Below are 15878 nucleotides of genomic sequence, written 5' to 3' on the forward strand. Positions count from 1 at the left end.
GACAAGTTGACTGTCAGACCGCTATCGCGAGCAAGCTCGCTCCCACAGTAGGTCAGTGACGATTCAAAAAATCAGTAAAACGGATGCCTCGGGCTGTCGATGGCCTTCACTCCATGTTCACGCCACAACTGCCCGTATCCCCGCACCAGAAACCCGCCGCTACGCGCCAGCCATTGCTCGCGGCGAGCCCGGTAAGCGCGGGGCAAGTCGTACCAGGGCAACCCCGGCAACTCGTGATGCACCAGATGAAAATTGAGGTTCAGGAACAGCCAGCGCCACGGCCACGCCGCTTCATTGAGCACCGTACGTTGCTCCGGCGCTGCATGAGGTCGATGTTCATAGTAGGAACGAATCATGGCGATCGACAGCGCCGGCACACTGATCAAAAACAGATAATGCCAAACCGGCAACAGGCTGACGTTCGCGATAAATAGCAGCATCAACCCGGCCATCAAACCGTGACTCAACCACATCAGCCAGGCCTGGCGCTCGCCCGCTCTCAGGCGTTGCAGCTCTTCACGGGCCAACGCCAGCAAGGCCAGCGGTGCACCCAGGGCAAAGCGGCCGAGCACGGTTTTGTTCAGCCAGTGCAGGCTACGCAACAACTGTGAACTGCCCCGCCACTGCCAGGCGCTCAGGTAACGGCTTTCCGGATCGCGACCAGGGATGGTCAGGTCTTCGTCGCAGTGATGTAGCAAATGGCTATCGCGGTACAAGGTGTACGGATACCAGACGGCAAACGGCGCGTAGCCAAGGATTTTGTTCAGGGTTGGCCAGCGCGTGGGATGGCCGTGCAGCAGCTCGTGCTGCACGGATAACCACAGCACCAGCAATGGAATCAGCAACAGCGTGCTCCACCACAAACCTAATCGATGGCTGTTCAATACGATGCCAAACCAGCCGCCATACACACCGATCAACAGCAACCAGGTCGGCCATTCGGTGCGCGCGGTGAAGCGCCGGCGCAGGGATTCGATTTCTTCTTGGTGGGCGCTATCAAAGTAATGGGGCATGGCGTAGCTCAGATCGGGGACCAGTCCCCTTCTGTGCATTGGCCTTGGGAAATCTTGCAGATTATTTTCTGGAGGATCGCTCCCATGTTGCATGGGAGCGATCAAGCAACGAGGGATCAGTGACCGAACACGCCGACCTTCTTGGCCTTCTTGTCCGCGCGCTTTTCAATGGCGGTTTTCACCGGTTTCTTTTTCGCCGCCTTCTTTGAATCCAGACCTTTGGACATGATGCGTACTCCACTCATGGGGATGTGAGATCAGGTATACACCTATCCCGGCGAGCGCGTTCTTTTATAATCGCCCGCTTTGCACACCGACAGTCCGAGACCATGCCCGATACCCAATTCACCCTGCTCGACGAGCCGTTATGGCCATTGATGAACAAGTTCTACCGCGCTCACCAATCGTCGATGAAAGCCGTGCGCGACGCGCAGCTGTGGGTGGCCCGACGTGAGCAGATTGTTGCCGTGCTGTGTTTGCGTCCGGTGTCCGGTGGGCATTGGCTGACCGGGTTATTTGTCGATCCGGGGTGTCGCGAGCAGGGGCTTGCCGCCGGGTTGATTGCGGCCGCGGTGAAGGAGTGCGAGCTGCCGGTGTGGTTGTTCTGTCATCCGGATTTGCGAGGGTTTTATGAGCGACGCGGGTTTACGTTCGATCCGCCGATGCCTTACGCGATGGTTGAACGGTTAGGCCGTTATGCGCGCAGCAAGCCGATGATTGCGATGGGGTTGGCGCCAGGCGTTTAACTCAAGCCTATGGAGATCAACTGTGGGAGCGAGCCTGCTCGCGAAGGCGGCGTGTCAGTCACTATTAATGCTGACGGTTAGACCGCTTTCGCGAGCAGGCTCGCTCCCACAGGGTTTTGCGGCGATTTAATCGTCCGCGTTGGGATCCAGGTCCGGGAACATCACCTCGGTGAAGCCAAACTTACTGAAGTCGGTAATGCGCGACGGGTACAGGCGGCCGATCAGGTGATCGCACTCATGCTGCACCACCCGTGCATGAAACCCCGAAGCGATGCGTACGATGGGCTCACCCTTGGGGTCGACACCTTCGTAGCGAATCTGCTGGTAACGCTGCACCGCGCCACGCAGGCCAGGCACGGACAAACAGCCTTCGAAGCCCTCTTCCAGGGTCGGGCTCAGCGGTGTGATCAACGGGTTGATCAGGATCGTCTGCGGCACGGCCTCGGCATCCGGATAACGCTCGCTGTGCTCGAAGCCGAAGATCACCAGTTGCAGGTCGACACCGATCTGCGGAGCGGCCAGGCCAACGCCCCCCACACTTTCCATGGTCTGGAACATGTCATCGATCAGTTGCCACAGCTCGGGGCTGTCGAACATCTCGGCCGGCACTGGCGGGGCAATGCGCAGCAGGCGCTCATCGCCCATTTTCAGAATTTCACGAATCATGATCAGATTTCATCAATGGTCGGTTTGTGTGAGTGATCGCGGCCCAGGCCCGACACGTGATGTTTTTCCTCATGGACGGGACCATGCTCGCCAGCCACTTTTTCGCCAGGGTCCTTGCCCTCTCGCGACATGTGCTCGATCACCGCGTTCATCTCCGCGCCCAGCAGCAGCACCGCGGCGGAAATGTAGAAGTACAGCAACAGCACGATGATCGCACCGATACTGCCATACATGGCGTTGTAGTTGGCGAACTCCTTGACGTACAAACCGAAGCCCAGGGAGGCGATGATCCACACCACCACCGCCAGCACCGAGCCAGGGGTGATGAAGCGAAACTCCTGTTTGACGTCGGGCATGACGTAGTAGATCAACGCCACCGCGACCATCAGCAGAATCACGATCACCGGCCAGCGCGCGATGGTCCAGAGTGTAACGATGAAGTACTCAAGGCCGACCTGCGCAGCGATCCAGCTCATCACCTGCGGCCCGAGCACCATCAGCGCCGCGGCGATCAGCAGCATGCCGGCAATGCCGACGGTGTAGATGATCGACAACGGAAAACGTTTCCACAGCGGGCGCCCTTCAACCACGTCGTAGGCAGCGTTCATCGCGCTCATCATCAGCCGCACGCCGGCGGAGGCGGTATACAGCGCAATCACGATGCCCACTGACAGCAGCCCCCCCTTGGACTGCTGAAGCTGGTCGATCACCGGGTTGACCTGCTCCAGCGCCTGGGGTGGCAATACGAGTTCCGATTGCAGGCGCAGCCAGGAGAAGAAGTCGGGCAGATGCAGGAAGCCGATCAGGGCAATCAGGAACAGGATGAACGGAAACAGCGAAAACAGCATTTGATAGGCCAGCGCCGAGGCATAGGTCGACATCTCGTCGGCGATGAACTCGGTAACCGTGCGCATCATCACACGGTGCAGGGGCAAGCCTCTCATGTCCGGGAAAATCATTCGCGTCTCCATTCGCCGCATACGGATTTGGGGTGAAGTCGTGGCGACTCAGGGGCTGTTTTATTTCATCAAGGTAGCCCAGTTGGCGACTTTGAAACAAATTCAGCGTGCAAGTTCAGGCTGACACAAAAACGGCCATCTGAAGATGGCCGCGTCTTCTTTTCATTAAAGACATTTCAATGCTGGAAAGTCGTTACACAAGGTTGACCGGGGGCTTTTGCAGGGAGTTTCATTTATTTCACCATGACATTTCATCGTTCAGTGCAGGTTGGGCTTTATGTTTGCGGGCCAACCCCTGAGAATGCGCATCACATTCAGGCCTTGGCGCTGAAGATCCAATCCCGTAGGAACGTTATGAAACTCGATAAAAAGCAGGCCATTGCCCGCAGAAACCAGGAACTCGGCGGTGCTGTGCTTGGCGTCAACAACTGCCACTTCGCCGAACTGAACCGTAACCGCAACATCTGGTGGTTCGACCTCCCGGTGACGCGCCTTGCAATCGGTCAGTACGAGTGGATTCACCTGCTGATGCACACGCCGGACACCGACGAGCTGCTGCACCTGAAAGTGCCGACGGTGTTCCTGCGCGAGAAGCTCGAAGGCCTGGTCGTGCGCAATGAAGGCAAGCGCAAGGCAGCATTGAGCCTGGAACTGAGCGCCGACAAGGACTCCTTCCTGCAGGACATGCGCCCGGCGGGCACCAACGTCAACTTTGCGCCGTTTCGCTTGTAGGAGCGAGCTTGCTCGCGATGATCGTTAACGATAACGCGTGTTTATTGGTTAAACGCAGCGCTCTTGAGTCCATCGCGAGCAAGCTCGCTCCTACAGATACATACAAAAAGCCCCGCATCTGCGGGGCTTTTTGTTGATTACGCGGTGGCTTTCTTCGCGTTGATCTTCTTCAGTTCTTCATCGCGCAATTCACGGCGCAGGATCTTGCCGACGTTGGTGGTCGGCAGCGCATCGCGGAACTCCACGGAGCGCGGGACCTTGTAGCCGGTGACGTTGGCGCGCATGTGCTCCATCACCTGTTCCTTGGTCAGGTTCACGCCCGGCTTGGCGACGATGAAAATCTTGATCGCCTCGCCCGACTTCTCGTCCGGTATACCGATGGCCGCGCATTGCAGCACGCCCGGCAGGGTGGCCAGCACGTCTTCGAGTTCGTTCGGGTACACGTTGAAACCGGACACCAGGATCATGTCTTTCTTGCGATCGACAATGCGCATGTAGCCATCGGGCTGGATCAGTGCGATGTCACCGGTCTTCAACCAGCCTTCGCTGTCGAGGATTTCATCCGTGGCTTCCTGGCGCTGCCAGTAACCCTTCATGACTTGCGGGCCCTTCACGCACAGCTCGCCGATTTCGCCCAGCGGCTGCTCGACACCGGCATCGTTGATGATTTTGCACAGGGTCGACGGCACCGGAATGCCGATGGTGCCGACCTGGATGTGCTGGATCGGGTTCACCGTCGCCACCGGGCTGGTTTCGGTCATCCCGTAGCCTTCGCAAATGGCGCAACCGGTCACCGCTTTCCAGCGTTCGGCCGCGGCCAGTTGCAGGGCCATGCCGCCCGACAAGGTAACTTTCAGCGCGGAGAAATCCAGCTTGCGGAAGCCTTCGTTGTTGCACAGGGCCACGAACAGCGTGTTCAGGCCGACGAAGCCGCTGAACTTCCACTTCGACAGTTCCTTGACCATCGCCGGCAGGTCGCGCGGGTTGCTGATCAGGATGTTGTGGTTGCCGATCAGCATCATCGCCATGCAATGAAAGGTGAACGCATAGATGTGGTACAGCGGCAGCGGCGTGATCAGGATCTCGCAACCTTCATTGAGGTTGGAACCCATCAGCGCCTTGCACTGCAGCATGTTCGCCACCAGGTTGCGGTGGGTCAGCATCGCGCCCTTGGCCACGCCGGTGGTGCCGCCGGTGTATTGCAGCACTGCGACATCACCGCTGGCCGGGTTGGCTTCCGCCACTGGCTGGCCCAGGCCTTTGCTCAGCACGTCGTTGAACTTGACGGCCTTGGGCAAGTGGTAGGCCGGCACCATCTTCTTCACGTACTTGATGACGCTGTTGATCAGCAGACGCTTGAGCGGCGGCAGCAGGTCAGCGACTTCGGTGACGATCACGTGCTTGACGCCGGTTTTCGGCACCACGGTTTCCGCCAGGTGCGCCATGTTGGCCAGGCAGACCAGGGCTTTGGCACCGGAGTCGTTGAATTGGTGTTCCATTTCCCGCGCGGTGTAGAGCGGGTTGGTGTTGACCACGATCAGCCCGGCGCGGATGGCACCGAAGACGGCTACCGGGTACTGCAACACGTTGGGCAGTTGCACGGCGATTCGATCGCCAGGCTGCAAATCGGTATGCTGTTGCAGGTAAGCGGCAAACGCACCGGACAATTCGTACAGTTCACCGTAGGTGAGTGTCTTGCCCAGGTTGCTGAATGCCGGCTTGTTGGCGAAGCGTTGGCAGGATTGCTTCAACACTGCCTGAATATTCGGATACTCGTCTGGATTGATGTCGACAGCAATCCCAGCTGGGTACTTATCCTTCCAAAAGTCTTCGATCATGGAAGCCCACTCCTCAGCAACGCGAATTCAGCACCGCATTTGATGCGATTATTATTGGTGTTTGGCCATTGGTAAATCTGGCTGATAGAAGGCCGAGAAGTCACAAAGCGCGCCGAGAGTAGCAGCTTTGCCAAGGGTCGACCAGAGCCAAAAGAGGCCTCTACGGTCACAATTGTGACTCAAGACTTTCAAACGGTCATTTTAGAGCAAAAAACCTATAAAGCCCTGTAACCCACGAAAACCGGGGCTTTAGCGTCCGCCGAAAAGCATCGCAGGCAAGCCCGCTCCCACAGGGTTCGCGTCGTTCACATCCATTGTGTACGACACTGAACCTTGTGGGAGCGGGCTTGCCCGCGATCCGCGCGAAGCGCGGCCATTCACCGATCAGGCGATATCACGCAACTCCCGCCGCAAAATCTTGCCCACCGGCGTCATCGGCAACGACTCACGCAGCACGATGTGCTTCGGTACTTTGTACGCCGTGAAGTTCTCCTTGCAGTAAGCCTTCAGCTCTTCAAGGCTGACCCCTGCCTCACGGGCCACCACGAACAACTTCACCGCCTCCCCCGACCGCTCGTCGGGCACACCGATGACCGCACAGTTGGCGACGTTCGGGTGAGCCATCACGACGTCTTCGATTTCGTTCGGGTACACGTTGAAGCCCGAGACAATGATCATGTCCTTCTTGCGGTCAACGATGCGCACGAAACCGTCCGGGTCGATCACCGCAATGTCACCGGACTTGAACCAGCCCTCGGCATCCAGCACTTCGGCCGTGGCATCGGGTTTCTGCCAGTAACCCTTCATGATCTGCGGGCCTTTGATACACAGTTCGCCACGCTCACCCAGCGGTTGTTCGACGCCGTCATCGCTGATGACTTTCAGCGTGGTGCCCGGCACCGGCATGCCGACCGTGCCGATCCGCGATTGGCTGCCGTAGGGGTTGGTGCAGGCCACCGGCGAAGTTTCGGTCAGGCCGTAACCTTCGGTGATGCGGCAACCGGTCAGTTGTTCCCAACGCTCGGCGGTGGCCTTGACCAGCGCAGTACCGCCGGAATTGGTGAGCTTGAGGCTGGAGAAGTCCAGGGTTTTGAAGTCCGGGTGATCCATCAGCGCGACGAACAGCGTGTTGAGCCCCAGCAACGCCGAGAACCGCCAGTTTTTCAGTTCCTTGATGAAGCCGCCGATGTCCCGCGGATTGGTGATCAGCACGTTGTGGTTGCCGGTCACCATCATGCACATGCAGTTCGCCGTGAAGGCATAGATGTGGTACAGCGGCAGCGGCGCGATCATCACCTCCTGGCCTTCGCGCAGCAGCGGCTGACCGTCGCTGGCCGACTGGCTGAGGCAGGCCCGTGCCTGTTGCATGTTCGCCACCAGGTTGCCGTGAGTCAGCATCGCGCCCTTGGCCAGGCCCGTGGTGCCGCCGGTGTATTGCAGCACGGCGATGTCGTCGAGACCGACCTTCAGCGGCTTGATACCCAAGCCCCGGCCCTTGCGCAGCGCACTCTTGAAAGAAACGGCCTGGGGCAAGGAATAGTCCGGGACCATCTTCTTGACCTTGCTCACCACAGTGTTGACCAGCCACCCCTTCGCGGTGGGCATCAGGTCGCCCATCTTCGCTTCGATCAGGTACTGGATATCGGTGTCGGGGAGGACTTCCTGGACTTTCTGGCCGAACATGTTCAGGTACACCAGCGCCCGGGCACCGGAGTCCTTGAACTGGTGGCGCATTTCCCGCGCGGTGTACAGCGGGTTGGTGTTGACCACGATCAACCCGGCGCGCAAGGCGCCGAACACGGCAATCGGGTAATGCAGGACATTGGGCATCTGCACCGCAATGCGGTCCCCCGGCACCAGGTCGGTGTGGGCTTGCAGGTAGCCGGCGAAGGCGGCGCTCTGGCGTTCCAGTTCGGCGTAGGTCAGGGTCACGCCCATGTTGCTGAACGCAGGGCGGTCAGCAAACTTCTTGCAGGAACGCTCGAACACCTCGATCACCGACTTGTAGGTTCCCAGATCGATGTCCAGGGGTACGCCGGCCGGGCGTTTGTCATTCCAGAAATCAGGTTGCATTGTTGTTGTCCTCTTTACCTGAATCTATCCGGGGCCACTTTTCTGTCACTTTTCAAAAAAAATGCAAAAAGCGGAGCTTCACGGACACTAGCAGTTATGACGTAGCAGGCAAATATGCCCACGGTCGTCATTGACCGTATGAATCTACTCGCCGTGGCGTAGGCTGATCAGACGCCCAGCCAAGGATGCGCTATAAACTGCAACGAGCTGTTTCAGACCAAGCAGCCTCATGCAAAGGAACCGCCATGATCCATGACACTTTCTGGCTGACCACGAGCGACCACAGCCGCCTCTTCGTCAACCAGTGGCTTCCCGACGGTAGCCTCAAGGCAATGATTCTGCTGGCCCACGGCATGGCCGAACACAGCGGTCGCTATGGCCCCCTGGCGGAAAAACTCTGTGAACAGGGCTATGGTGTGTGCGCGCCGGACCTGCGTGGACATGGCAAAACTGCCGAAAACGGGACACTCGGGCATTTCGCCGATGACGATGGCTGGTGCAAGGTCGTGAGCGACCTGGCCTGCCTCAACCAGCACATCGGCCAGCAGTACCCAGGCGTTGCGATCGTTCTGCTCGGTCACAGCATGGGCAGTTACATCGCCCAGGCCTATCTGCTGCACCACAGTGCCAGCCTGCACGGGGCAATCCTCAGCGGCTCGAACTTCCAGCCCGTGGCGCTTTATCGCGCGGCGCGGCAAATCGCCCGTCTCGAACGCCTGCGCCAGGGCCGCAAGGGACGCAGCGCATTGATCGAATGGCTGTCGTTCGGCTCGTTCAACAACAAATTCAAACCGGCACGCACGCCGTTCGACTGGCTCAGCCGTGATCCGGCGCAGGTCGATCTGTACGTCAACGACCCGCTCTGCGGTTTCCGTTGCACCAATCAACTGTGGATCGACTTGCTCGGCGGCTTGCAGCAAATCAGCAAAGCGTCCAATCTCGCCCAGATCGACCCGGGCCTGCCGTTGCTGGTGATTGGCGGCGAATGTGATCCGGTGAGCGAAGGCAAACGTCTCAAGGATCTGGCCGACGCATTGCGGGCGGCCGGCAGCCAGCACCTGCAACTGACCGTTTACCCGCAGGCGCGGCACGAACTGTTCAACGAGAGCAACCGCGATGAAATCATCGCCGATGTACTGAACTGGATCGCACAGGCCTTGAGCGCTCCTCGGCCGCACCGATCCGAATAGTTTTTTTGTGAATTTTTTAATTCGTCACAGGAATTGAGACAGATGACCCAGGTTACCAACACCCCTTACGAAGCCCTCGAAGTCGGCCAGACCGCCAGTTTCAGCAAGACAGTCGAAGAGCGCGACATCCAGTTGTTCGCTGCGATGTCCGGCGATCACAACCCGGTGCACCTGGATGCCGAATACGCCGCCAGCACCATGTTCAAGGAACGCATCGCCCACGGCATGTTCAGCGGCGCGTTGATCAGCGCGGCGGTCGCCTGCGAATTGCCTGGACCGGGGACCATCTACATCGGCCAGCAAATGAGCTTTCAGAAACCGGTGAAGATCGGCGACACCCTGACCGTGCGCCTGGAAATCCTGGAAAAACTGCCAAAGTTTCGCGTGCGCATCGCTACTCGCGTGTTCAACCAGCGCGATGAACTGGTGGTGGATGGCGAGGCGGAAATCCTCGCACCACGCAAGCAACAGAGCGTGACGTTGACGGAGCTGCCGGCAATCAGCATCGGCTGATTGACGGGTCAAAAACAAACAATGTGGGAGCGAGCTTGCTCGCGATAGCGTCAGATCAGTCAACATCACTGTTGAATGTCAGGCCCTCATCGCGAGCAAGCTCGCTCCCACAGTTACTTCAGCCTGGCTTACGAACGTGCACGCGCCTGGTTACGCAGGGCTTTTACCTGATCGTGGTTACGTTGCACACCGTGGTACTGACGCTCAACCAGGTCGCGAATGCCCACCAGATTGTGCTTGTTGATTTTCTCCATGGCGTCGCGGTAAGCCTTCAACGCATGGTCTTCACCGCGCTCGGCTTCATTGAGTACAGCCTCCTCGCCCTTGCCGGTGAACATCGACTTCACGTCGACCCAACGCCGGTGCAGGTCGCCGCTGACACTGGTGGAGGTTTGCGGATCACCCCCCATCGAGCGCACGGCAGACTGCAATTCCGCTGCGGCCGTCCCACAATCGGTCGAACGCTTGATGAACAAGGTTTTGAGTTCAGGATGCTTGATGTCTTCAGCGCAAGTCTTGAACCCGGCCTGACCGTCCTTGCTGGTTTCAATCAGGTCGTTGAGTACAGAAATCGCTTCTTTATTCATGTCGGTCATTTTTCAGTTCCTCGCGGTTGATGAAAGATGCAATGAGTAGTGCACCCTGCATGCCAGCCCGGAACTGCTAACTTATTCCTTATTTTTCAAATAGTTATCAATTATCAGACAATCTGTATCCGTTTTATTTGCATGATCTGTCATTTGGCCTGCATGCAGAATGCCTGTATTTTCCAGACTGACTGAATCAAGACGACCGATTGATGAACCCTGAAAAGCTCGAACTGCTGATCACCCGCGAAATGCCCTTCGGCAAGTACAAGGGTCGAATCATTGCCGACCTGCCCGGCCCTTACCTGAACTGGTTCGCCCGGGAGGGTTTCCCTCACGGCGAGTTGGGCGGCCTGCTGGCCCTGATGCAGGAAATCGATCACAACGGTTTGTCGGACTTGCTCGAACCGCTGCGCGCCAAACACGGCAAACCTGCCCCGCGCCACTGAATCACCTACCGAGTACCCCATGCCCGACAACACCCGCCGCGCCCGTGATGAAGCCTTCTGGCAAACCTTTGCCGACCGCTACGATGTCGAACCTGGCCCGCTCAACCTGGAGAACGGTTACTTCGCACGCATGTCGCGCACGGTGGTCGAGGAATACCAGCGCAACATCGAGCTGATCAACCGCAGCAATTCGGTGTACGTGCGCCAGCGTTACGAACAGGGCGACAGCCTGAAGATCCGCGCGCAACTGGCCAGGCTGATTGGCGTACCCGCCGACAGCATCGCCCTGACCCGCAACGCCTCGGAAGGTTTGCAGTCGCTGATCCGCAACTACAACCGGCTGCAGCCCGGCGATCAGGTACTGGTTTGCGATCTGGAATACGACACGGTCAAAGGCGCCATGCGCTGGCTGGCGCGTAATCGCGGCGTTGAAGTGATCGAGATCGAACACGCACACCCGGCCACCTTCGACAGCCTGCTCAATACCTATCGGGAAGCCTTCGCACGGCATCCGCGGCTGAAGCTGATGGCCCTGACCCACGTCACCCATCGCACGGGGCTGGTGATGCCGGTGCAGGCGATTGCAGCCGCTGCGAAGGAGCATGGCATCGATGTCATCCTCGACGGGGCCCATGCTCTCGGCCAACTCGAATTCGACCTGACCGAACTGGGTATCGCCTTCGCCGGCTACAACCTGCACAAGTGGATCGGCGCACCACTGACGCTCGGCTTTATCTACATCGCTCCCGAACGCCTGGTCGACATCGACCCGGACATGGGCGAGATGCATTTTCCGCCCACTGACATTCGTGCCCGTACCTCGTACAGCACCCCCAACATCCCGGCGCTGCTGACCCTGCCGCTGGTGCTTGAAGAACATTGGGCGATGGGTGGTGCTGCGGCCAAGGGTGCGCGGCTCAATTATCTGCGCAACCGCTGGGTCGGTGCGGCGCGGCGGTTGCCGGGCGTCGAAGTCCTGACTCCGGATGACCCGCGCCTGTATTGCGGCATCACTTCGATGCGTTTTACCCGGCATACCGACCAGCAAACCATGGTTCAGCGCCTGCTCAATGAATACAACCTGTTCACCGTGACCCGCAGTGGCGCGGCATGCGGTCCGTGCATCCGCATTACACCGGGGCTTACCACCACGGCGGCCGACATGGATTTGTTGGCCAGGGCACTGACTGAACTGGGCTGACGTCAGACGGTGTATTTGTCAAAGTCCTCGGGCCTGATCTGTGTCGACACGGCGAACGTGTCGATGCCGATCGTCATCTGCCCGAAGTATCCGTCTTCGGCCGAATCCCGCCCCAGGGTGTGCACGCTCAAGGTCGATTCTTCACCGCCCATGGTTGTATAGAAAAAGTCCTGATCGTTGGTCAGTACCGGCACGGCTCGGCCGCTGTACGGTCGACTGCCGAGTACCGAGCGCGAGGCCACCTCAGGCAGGTAAAGCTGCCCGACCCAGGCGACATGCCGTTCTTGCAGATAGTTGTTACCGGCCGTGATGCGCACGGCGACGTGAATGTGCAAGGCGCGGCCGGCGTAAAAACCCGGATAGATCGTGGTAAAGCGCACGATGCCCGACTTGTCGGTGAACTGCCCGCCGCGCAGGTAGGTATCGTCATCGGTGCGCGGGACGGCGCCGATGTCACCGGTATCGACCTCGACGTCCGGGTTGATCTTGCTCCAGCCCGAATAGGCACCGCGGGCATTGCAGTGCCAGATATCCACCAGCGCATCGGGGACCGGCTCGCCGGTCATGGCATCGACAATGGTCAGCCGCAACACCAACGGAACGCCTTCGGCGCCTTCGCTGATGTTTCTGCGGATCAGTTTGGGGTTGCGGAAGTACGGGCCGGCAATCTGTTCGGGGGACAGCAGGTAAACCGGTGCAGCGGGTGCAACTGAGGTGGTAGCGTCCATGACGTTCTCTCTTCCATAAGATGGACGCAGGCTAGCACTGGCCGATTTTCGTCATGCGGTAACTATGTATCGCATGATGTCCCTGTGGGAGCGAGCCTGCTCGCGAAGGCGGCGTGTCAGGCAACATTAGTATCGACTGACACTCCCTCTTCGCGAGCAGGCTCGCTCCCACAGGGGATAAGCGCCGAGCCGGCAAACTGGGCACGACTCTTTCTTTCAGGCAAAAAAAAACGGTGCACCGACCAAGCGCACCTAAAGCCGTAGAACACACAACGAGGTGTAGGGTGAAGCGATCAGTCCAGCAGCGCCAAAGCCTCGGCGGTGCATTCCTGAATGCGGGCCCAGTCGCCGTTCTTGATCCACTCCGGATCAAGCATCCAGCTACCGCCCACGCACATGACGTTTTTCAATGCCATGTAGCTCTTGATATTGGCAGGTCCCACGCCGCCGGTCGGGCAGAATTTCACTTCGCCGAACGGGCCGCCCAAAGCCTTGATGGCTGCAACGCCGCCGCTGACTTCGGCCGGGAACAGCTTGAAGCGGCGATACCCCAGACCATAGCCTTCCATGATGCCCGAGGCATTGCTGATGCCCGGCAACAGTGGAATCGGGCTGGCGACACTGGCTTCCAGCAGGTCGCGGGTAATACCCGGCGTGACAATGAATTGCGAGCCGGCCGCTTCCGCCGCCGCCAGCATGTGGCGATCCAGCACGGTGCCGGCACCGGTCACCAGTTCCGGACGCTGCTCACGCAGAATCTGGATGGCCTTGAGGCCGAATTGCGAGCGCAGGGTCACTTCCAGGGCCGTCAGGCCACCGGCTGCGAGGGCGTCGGCCAGCGGCAGAACGTCTTGCTCGCGGGCGATGGTGATCACCGGCAGAATCCGCGCTTTCGCGCAGATGCTGTCGATCAGAGCAACTTTGTCCGCCATGGAAACGGTCGGGGATGGGTTTGTCATAGCGGCTGTTCCTTGGCTCATGGGCACCAGTAAATCTCTAACGTGGGTTGCAGAAATGCGCGCACCGGCATTTCGGCGACATCGTCACCGGCCAGCGCGAAACTCAGGGTGGTCAGCTTGGACTGACCGGAAATCGATAGAACCTTATGCTTGGCCGAGGCCAGCAGCGCGCGGCTCATGGTCAGGCGCTGATGCGGCACGGTCGGCGCCAGCATCGGCCAGCAACGACGGACGCCATCGGCCTGCAATGCCTCGGCAAGGTTCGGGCTGTTGGGGAACAGCGACGCGGTGTGGCCGTCATCACCCATGCCGAGAATCAGCACATCGATCACCGGCAGCTCGGACAGCAACCGGTCAGCCTGCTCGGCCGCCTGTTCAAGGTTGGCACTGGCGCTGTACAGGCTCAGGAATTGAGCCTTGGCCGCGGGACCTTGCAACAGATATCGCTTGATCAGACCCGCGTTGCTGTCGGCATGCTCCACCGGCACCCAGCGCTCATCGGCCAAGCTGACCACCACGCTCGACCAGTCCAGCGTCTGCTTGGCCAGGTGCTGGAAAAACGCCACCGGGCTGCGGCCACCGGACACCACCAGGGTCGCAGTGCCCTGGGCGTCGATCGCGTCGCTCAGTTGTTTCGCCACGTTCAGTGCCAGGCTTTCAGCCAGCAGCACCGGGCTCTTGTATGCATGGGCGCTGACGCCCTGCGGCAGTTTCAAATCAGATATCGCCATACCACGACCTCCCGTCCCGCGTAATCAGTGCAATGGAGCTCATCGGCCCCCAGGACCCGGCCGCGTACGGCTTGGGCGCATCACCGGATTTTTTCCACCCGGCGATCAACTGGTCACACCACTTCCACGCGGCTTCGATTTCATCTTTACGGACAAACAGGTTCTGATTGCCGCGCATCACTTCCAGCAACAACCGCTCGTAGGCATCGGGAATCCGTGCGCTGCTCCAGGTGTCGGAAAAATTCAGCTGCAACGGACCGCTGCGCAGCTGCATGCCCTTGTCCAGGCCTTGATCTTTGGTCATGACACGCAAGGAAATGCCTTCGTCCGGTTGCAGGCGGATAATCAGCTTGTTGCTGATTTGCAGGCGCTGCTCGGGAGCGAAGATGTAGTGCGACGGTTCCTTGAAGTGGATGACGATCTGCGACAGCTTCTGCGGCATGCGCTTGCCGGTACGCAGGTAAAACGGCACGCCGGCCCAGCGCCAGTTGCGGATGTCGGCACGCAGGGCGACAAAGGTTTCGGTGTCGCTCTGGGTGTTGGAATTGGGTTCTTCCAGGTACCCCGGTACCGCTTTGCCTTCGCTGTAGCCGGCGATGTACTGGCCGCGCACCACTTGAGTGGTCAGGCCTTCCGGGCTGATCGGCGCCAGGGCCTTGAGCACTTTGACCTTCTCGTCGCGGATGCTGTCGGCGGACAGGTCGGCCGGCGGGTCCATGGCGATCAGGCAGAGCAACTGCAGCAGGTGATTCTGGATCATGTCCCGCAGCTGGCCGGCTTTGTCGAAGTAACCCCAGCGGCCTTCGATACCGACCTTCTCGGCCACGGTGATTTCCACGTGGGAAATGTAGTTCTGGTTCCACTGGGTTTCGAACAGGCTGTTGGCGAAACGCAGGGCGATCAGGTTCTGGACGGTCTCTTTACCCAGATAGTGGTCGATGCGGTAGGTGCGGTTCTCCGGGAAGAACTGCGCTACGGAGTCGTTGACCTTGCGCGAGGATTCCAGGTCCGAACCGATGGGCTTTTCCAGCACCACACGGGTGTTTTGCGCCAGGCCGACTTTGGCCAGGTTCTCGCAAATCGCGCCATACACGGCGGCCGGGGTCGCAAAGTAGGCGATGACCCGCTGCGAACTGCCGGCGGATTCGGCCAGGGCCACATAATCATCGGGGTTGAGGAAGTCGACGTGCAGGTAGCTCAGGCGCGCCAGAAAGCGCTCGACCACGGCTTCGTCCAGCTCTTTGGCACCGACATAGCGGCGCAGCTCGGAGGTGATGAACGCCAGGTGTTCCTGCTCGCTGCCCGGCTCACGGGCCAGCGCGATGATTCGCGTGTCCTCGTGCAACAGGCCGGCGCCGTCGAGTTGATAAAGGGCAGGAAACAGCTTGCGCAAGGCCAGATCGCCAAGGGCGCCGAACAAGGTAAAGGTGCACGGTTCAACCGTAATCGAGAGCATGATGTTTGTTCTTTTATCAAGTTAAGCTACAAATACC

Annotated in this window: 16 protein-coding genes; 6 read left to right on the forward strand and 10 right to left on the reverse strand. The window is 59.3% G+C overall.

All coding sequences use genetic code 11. The features are described from left to right. Positions 1-71 precede the first annotated feature (71 nt). Positions 72-1013 (reverse strand): fatty acid desaturase, encoded by a 942-nt coding sequence (locus AC3IT9_RS22750; protein WP_489271092.1) that lies wholly within the window; start codon positions 1011-1013, stop codon positions 72-74. Between the two features lie 329 nt (positions 1014-1342). On the opposite strand from AC3IT9_RS22750, the gene AC3IT9_RS22755 reads away from it, so the two are divergent. Beyond that, positions 1343-1759, forward strand: a complete 417-nt coding sequence (locus AC3IT9_RS22755; protein WP_489271093.1) for a GNAT family N-acetyltransferase — start codon at positions 1343-1345, stop codon at positions 1757-1759. Between the two features lie 126 nt (positions 1760-1885). Here the strand turns inward: AC3IT9_RS22755 and def are convergent, their stop codons facing one another. Together def and AC3IT9_RS22765 are read right to left on the reverse strand one after the other, a co-directional pair. Further along, the gene (def, locus tag AC3IT9_RS22760) at positions 1886-2425 is read right to left on the reverse strand and encodes a peptide deformylase (protein WP_103397564.1); all 540 of its coding nucleotides are present in this window, start codon (positions 2423-2425) and stop codon (positions 1886-1888) included. A gap of 2 nt (positions 2426-2427) precedes the next feature. Continuing rightward, the gene (locus AC3IT9_RS22765) at positions 2428-3384 is read right to left on the reverse strand and encodes a YihY/virulence factor BrkB family protein (protein ID WP_150756280.1); all 957 of its coding nucleotides are present in this window, start codon (positions 3382-3384) and stop codon (positions 2428-2430) included. A gap of 354 nt (positions 3385-3738) precedes the next feature. Here AC3IT9_RS22765 and AC3IT9_RS22770 point away from each other — a divergent pair, with 354 nt between their 5' ends. Next, positions 3739-4116, forward strand: coding sequence for a hypothetical protein (locus AC3IT9_RS22770; protein ID WP_046042266.1), 378 nt, complete (start codon positions 3739-3741; stop codon positions 4114-4116). A 137-nt stretch (positions 4117-4253) separates the two neighbouring features. On the opposite strand, the gene fadD1 is transcribed toward AC3IT9_RS22770, so the two are convergent. Together fadD1 and fadD2 are read right to left on the reverse strand one after the other, a co-directional pair. Further along, positions 4254-5954 carry a long-chain-fatty-acid--CoA ligase FadD1 gene (fadD1, locus tag AC3IT9_RS22775; protein ID WP_353741497.1) on the reverse strand — a complete coding sequence of 567 codons (1701 nt, stop codon included), beginning with the start codon at positions 5952-5954 and terminating at the stop codon, positions 4254-4256. A 384-nt stretch (positions 5955-6338) separates the two neighbouring features. Next, positions 6339-8027 carry a long-chain-fatty-acid--CoA ligase FadD2 gene (gene fadD2, locus AC3IT9_RS22780; RefSeq protein WP_150726672.1) on the reverse strand — a complete coding sequence of 563 codons (1689 nt, stop codon included), beginning with the start codon at positions 8025-8027 and terminating at the stop codon, positions 6339-6341. A 245-nt stretch (positions 8028-8272) separates the two neighbouring features. On the opposite strand from fadD2, the gene AC3IT9_RS22785 reads away from it, so the two are divergent. Continuing rightward, complete coding sequence (locus tag AC3IT9_RS22785; protein WP_489271094.1) at positions 8273-9217, forward strand: alpha/beta hydrolase; 945 nt, start codon at positions 8273-8275, stop codon at positions 9215-9217. A gap of 42 nt (positions 9218-9259) precedes the next feature. Beyond that, positions 9260-9730 carry a MaoC family dehydratase gene (locus AC3IT9_RS22790; protein WP_007974451.1) on the forward strand — a complete coding sequence of 157 codons (471 nt, stop codon included), beginning with the start codon at positions 9260-9262 and terminating at the stop codon, positions 9728-9730. Between the two features lie 128 nt (positions 9731-9858). On the opposite strand, the gene AC3IT9_RS22795 is transcribed toward AC3IT9_RS22790, so the two are convergent. After that, positions 9859-10326: a ferritin-like domain-containing protein gene (locus AC3IT9_RS22795; protein WP_150726674.1), complete on the reverse strand. Its 468-nt coding sequence runs from the start codon at positions 10324-10326 to the stop codon at positions 9859-9861. Positions 10327-10529: 203 nt separating this feature from the next. Here AC3IT9_RS22795 and AC3IT9_RS22800 point away from each other — a divergent pair, with 203 nt between their 5' ends. After that, on the forward strand, positions 10530-10766 hold the full coding sequence (locus tag AC3IT9_RS22800; RefSeq protein WP_003227425.1) for a DUF3820 family protein: 237 nt from the start codon (positions 10530-10532) through the stop codon (positions 10764-10766). A 19-nt stretch (positions 10767-10785) separates the two neighbouring features. After that, positions 10786-11967, forward strand: coding sequence for an aminotransferase class V-fold PLP-dependent enzyme (locus AC3IT9_RS22805; protein WP_150756277.1), 1182 nt, complete (start codon positions 10786-10788; stop codon positions 11965-11967). Positions 11968-11969: 2 nt separating this feature from the next. Here AC3IT9_RS22805 and AC3IT9_RS22810 read toward each other — a convergent pair whose 3' ends face one another. The 4 genes from AC3IT9_RS22810 to zwf form a co-directional block, all read right to left on the reverse strand. Then, entirely contained in the window at positions 11970-12695 is a 726-nt protein-coding gene (locus AC3IT9_RS22810; protein WP_489271095.1) for an intradiol ring-cleavage dioxygenase, read from the reverse strand. Between the two features lie 293 nt (positions 12696-12988). Next, a complete protein-coding gene (locus tag AC3IT9_RS22815; protein ID WP_008050561.1) occupies positions 12989-13654 on the reverse strand; it encodes a bifunctional 4-hydroxy-2-oxoglutarate aldolase/2-dehydro-3-deoxy-phosphogluconate aldolase in 666 nt (221 codons plus the stop codon). A gap of 17 nt (positions 13655-13671) precedes the next feature. Continuing rightward, positions 13672-14385 (reverse strand): 6-phosphogluconolactonase, encoded by a 714-nt coding sequence (gene pgl / locus AC3IT9_RS22820; protein WP_150756275.1) that lies wholly within the window; start codon positions 14383-14385, stop codon positions 13672-13674. Then, positions 14372-15841, reverse strand: a complete 1470-nt coding sequence (zwf, locus tag AC3IT9_RS22825; RefSeq protein ID WP_150726678.1) for a glucose-6-phosphate dehydrogenase — start codon at positions 15839-15841, stop codon at positions 14372-14374. Before zwf ends, pgl begins: the two co-directional genes overlap by 14 nt. Between the last annotated feature and the right edge of the window lie 37 nt (positions 15842-15878).

It is taken from the genome of Pseudomonas sp. KH_046_1 (genome assembly GCF_057839025.1).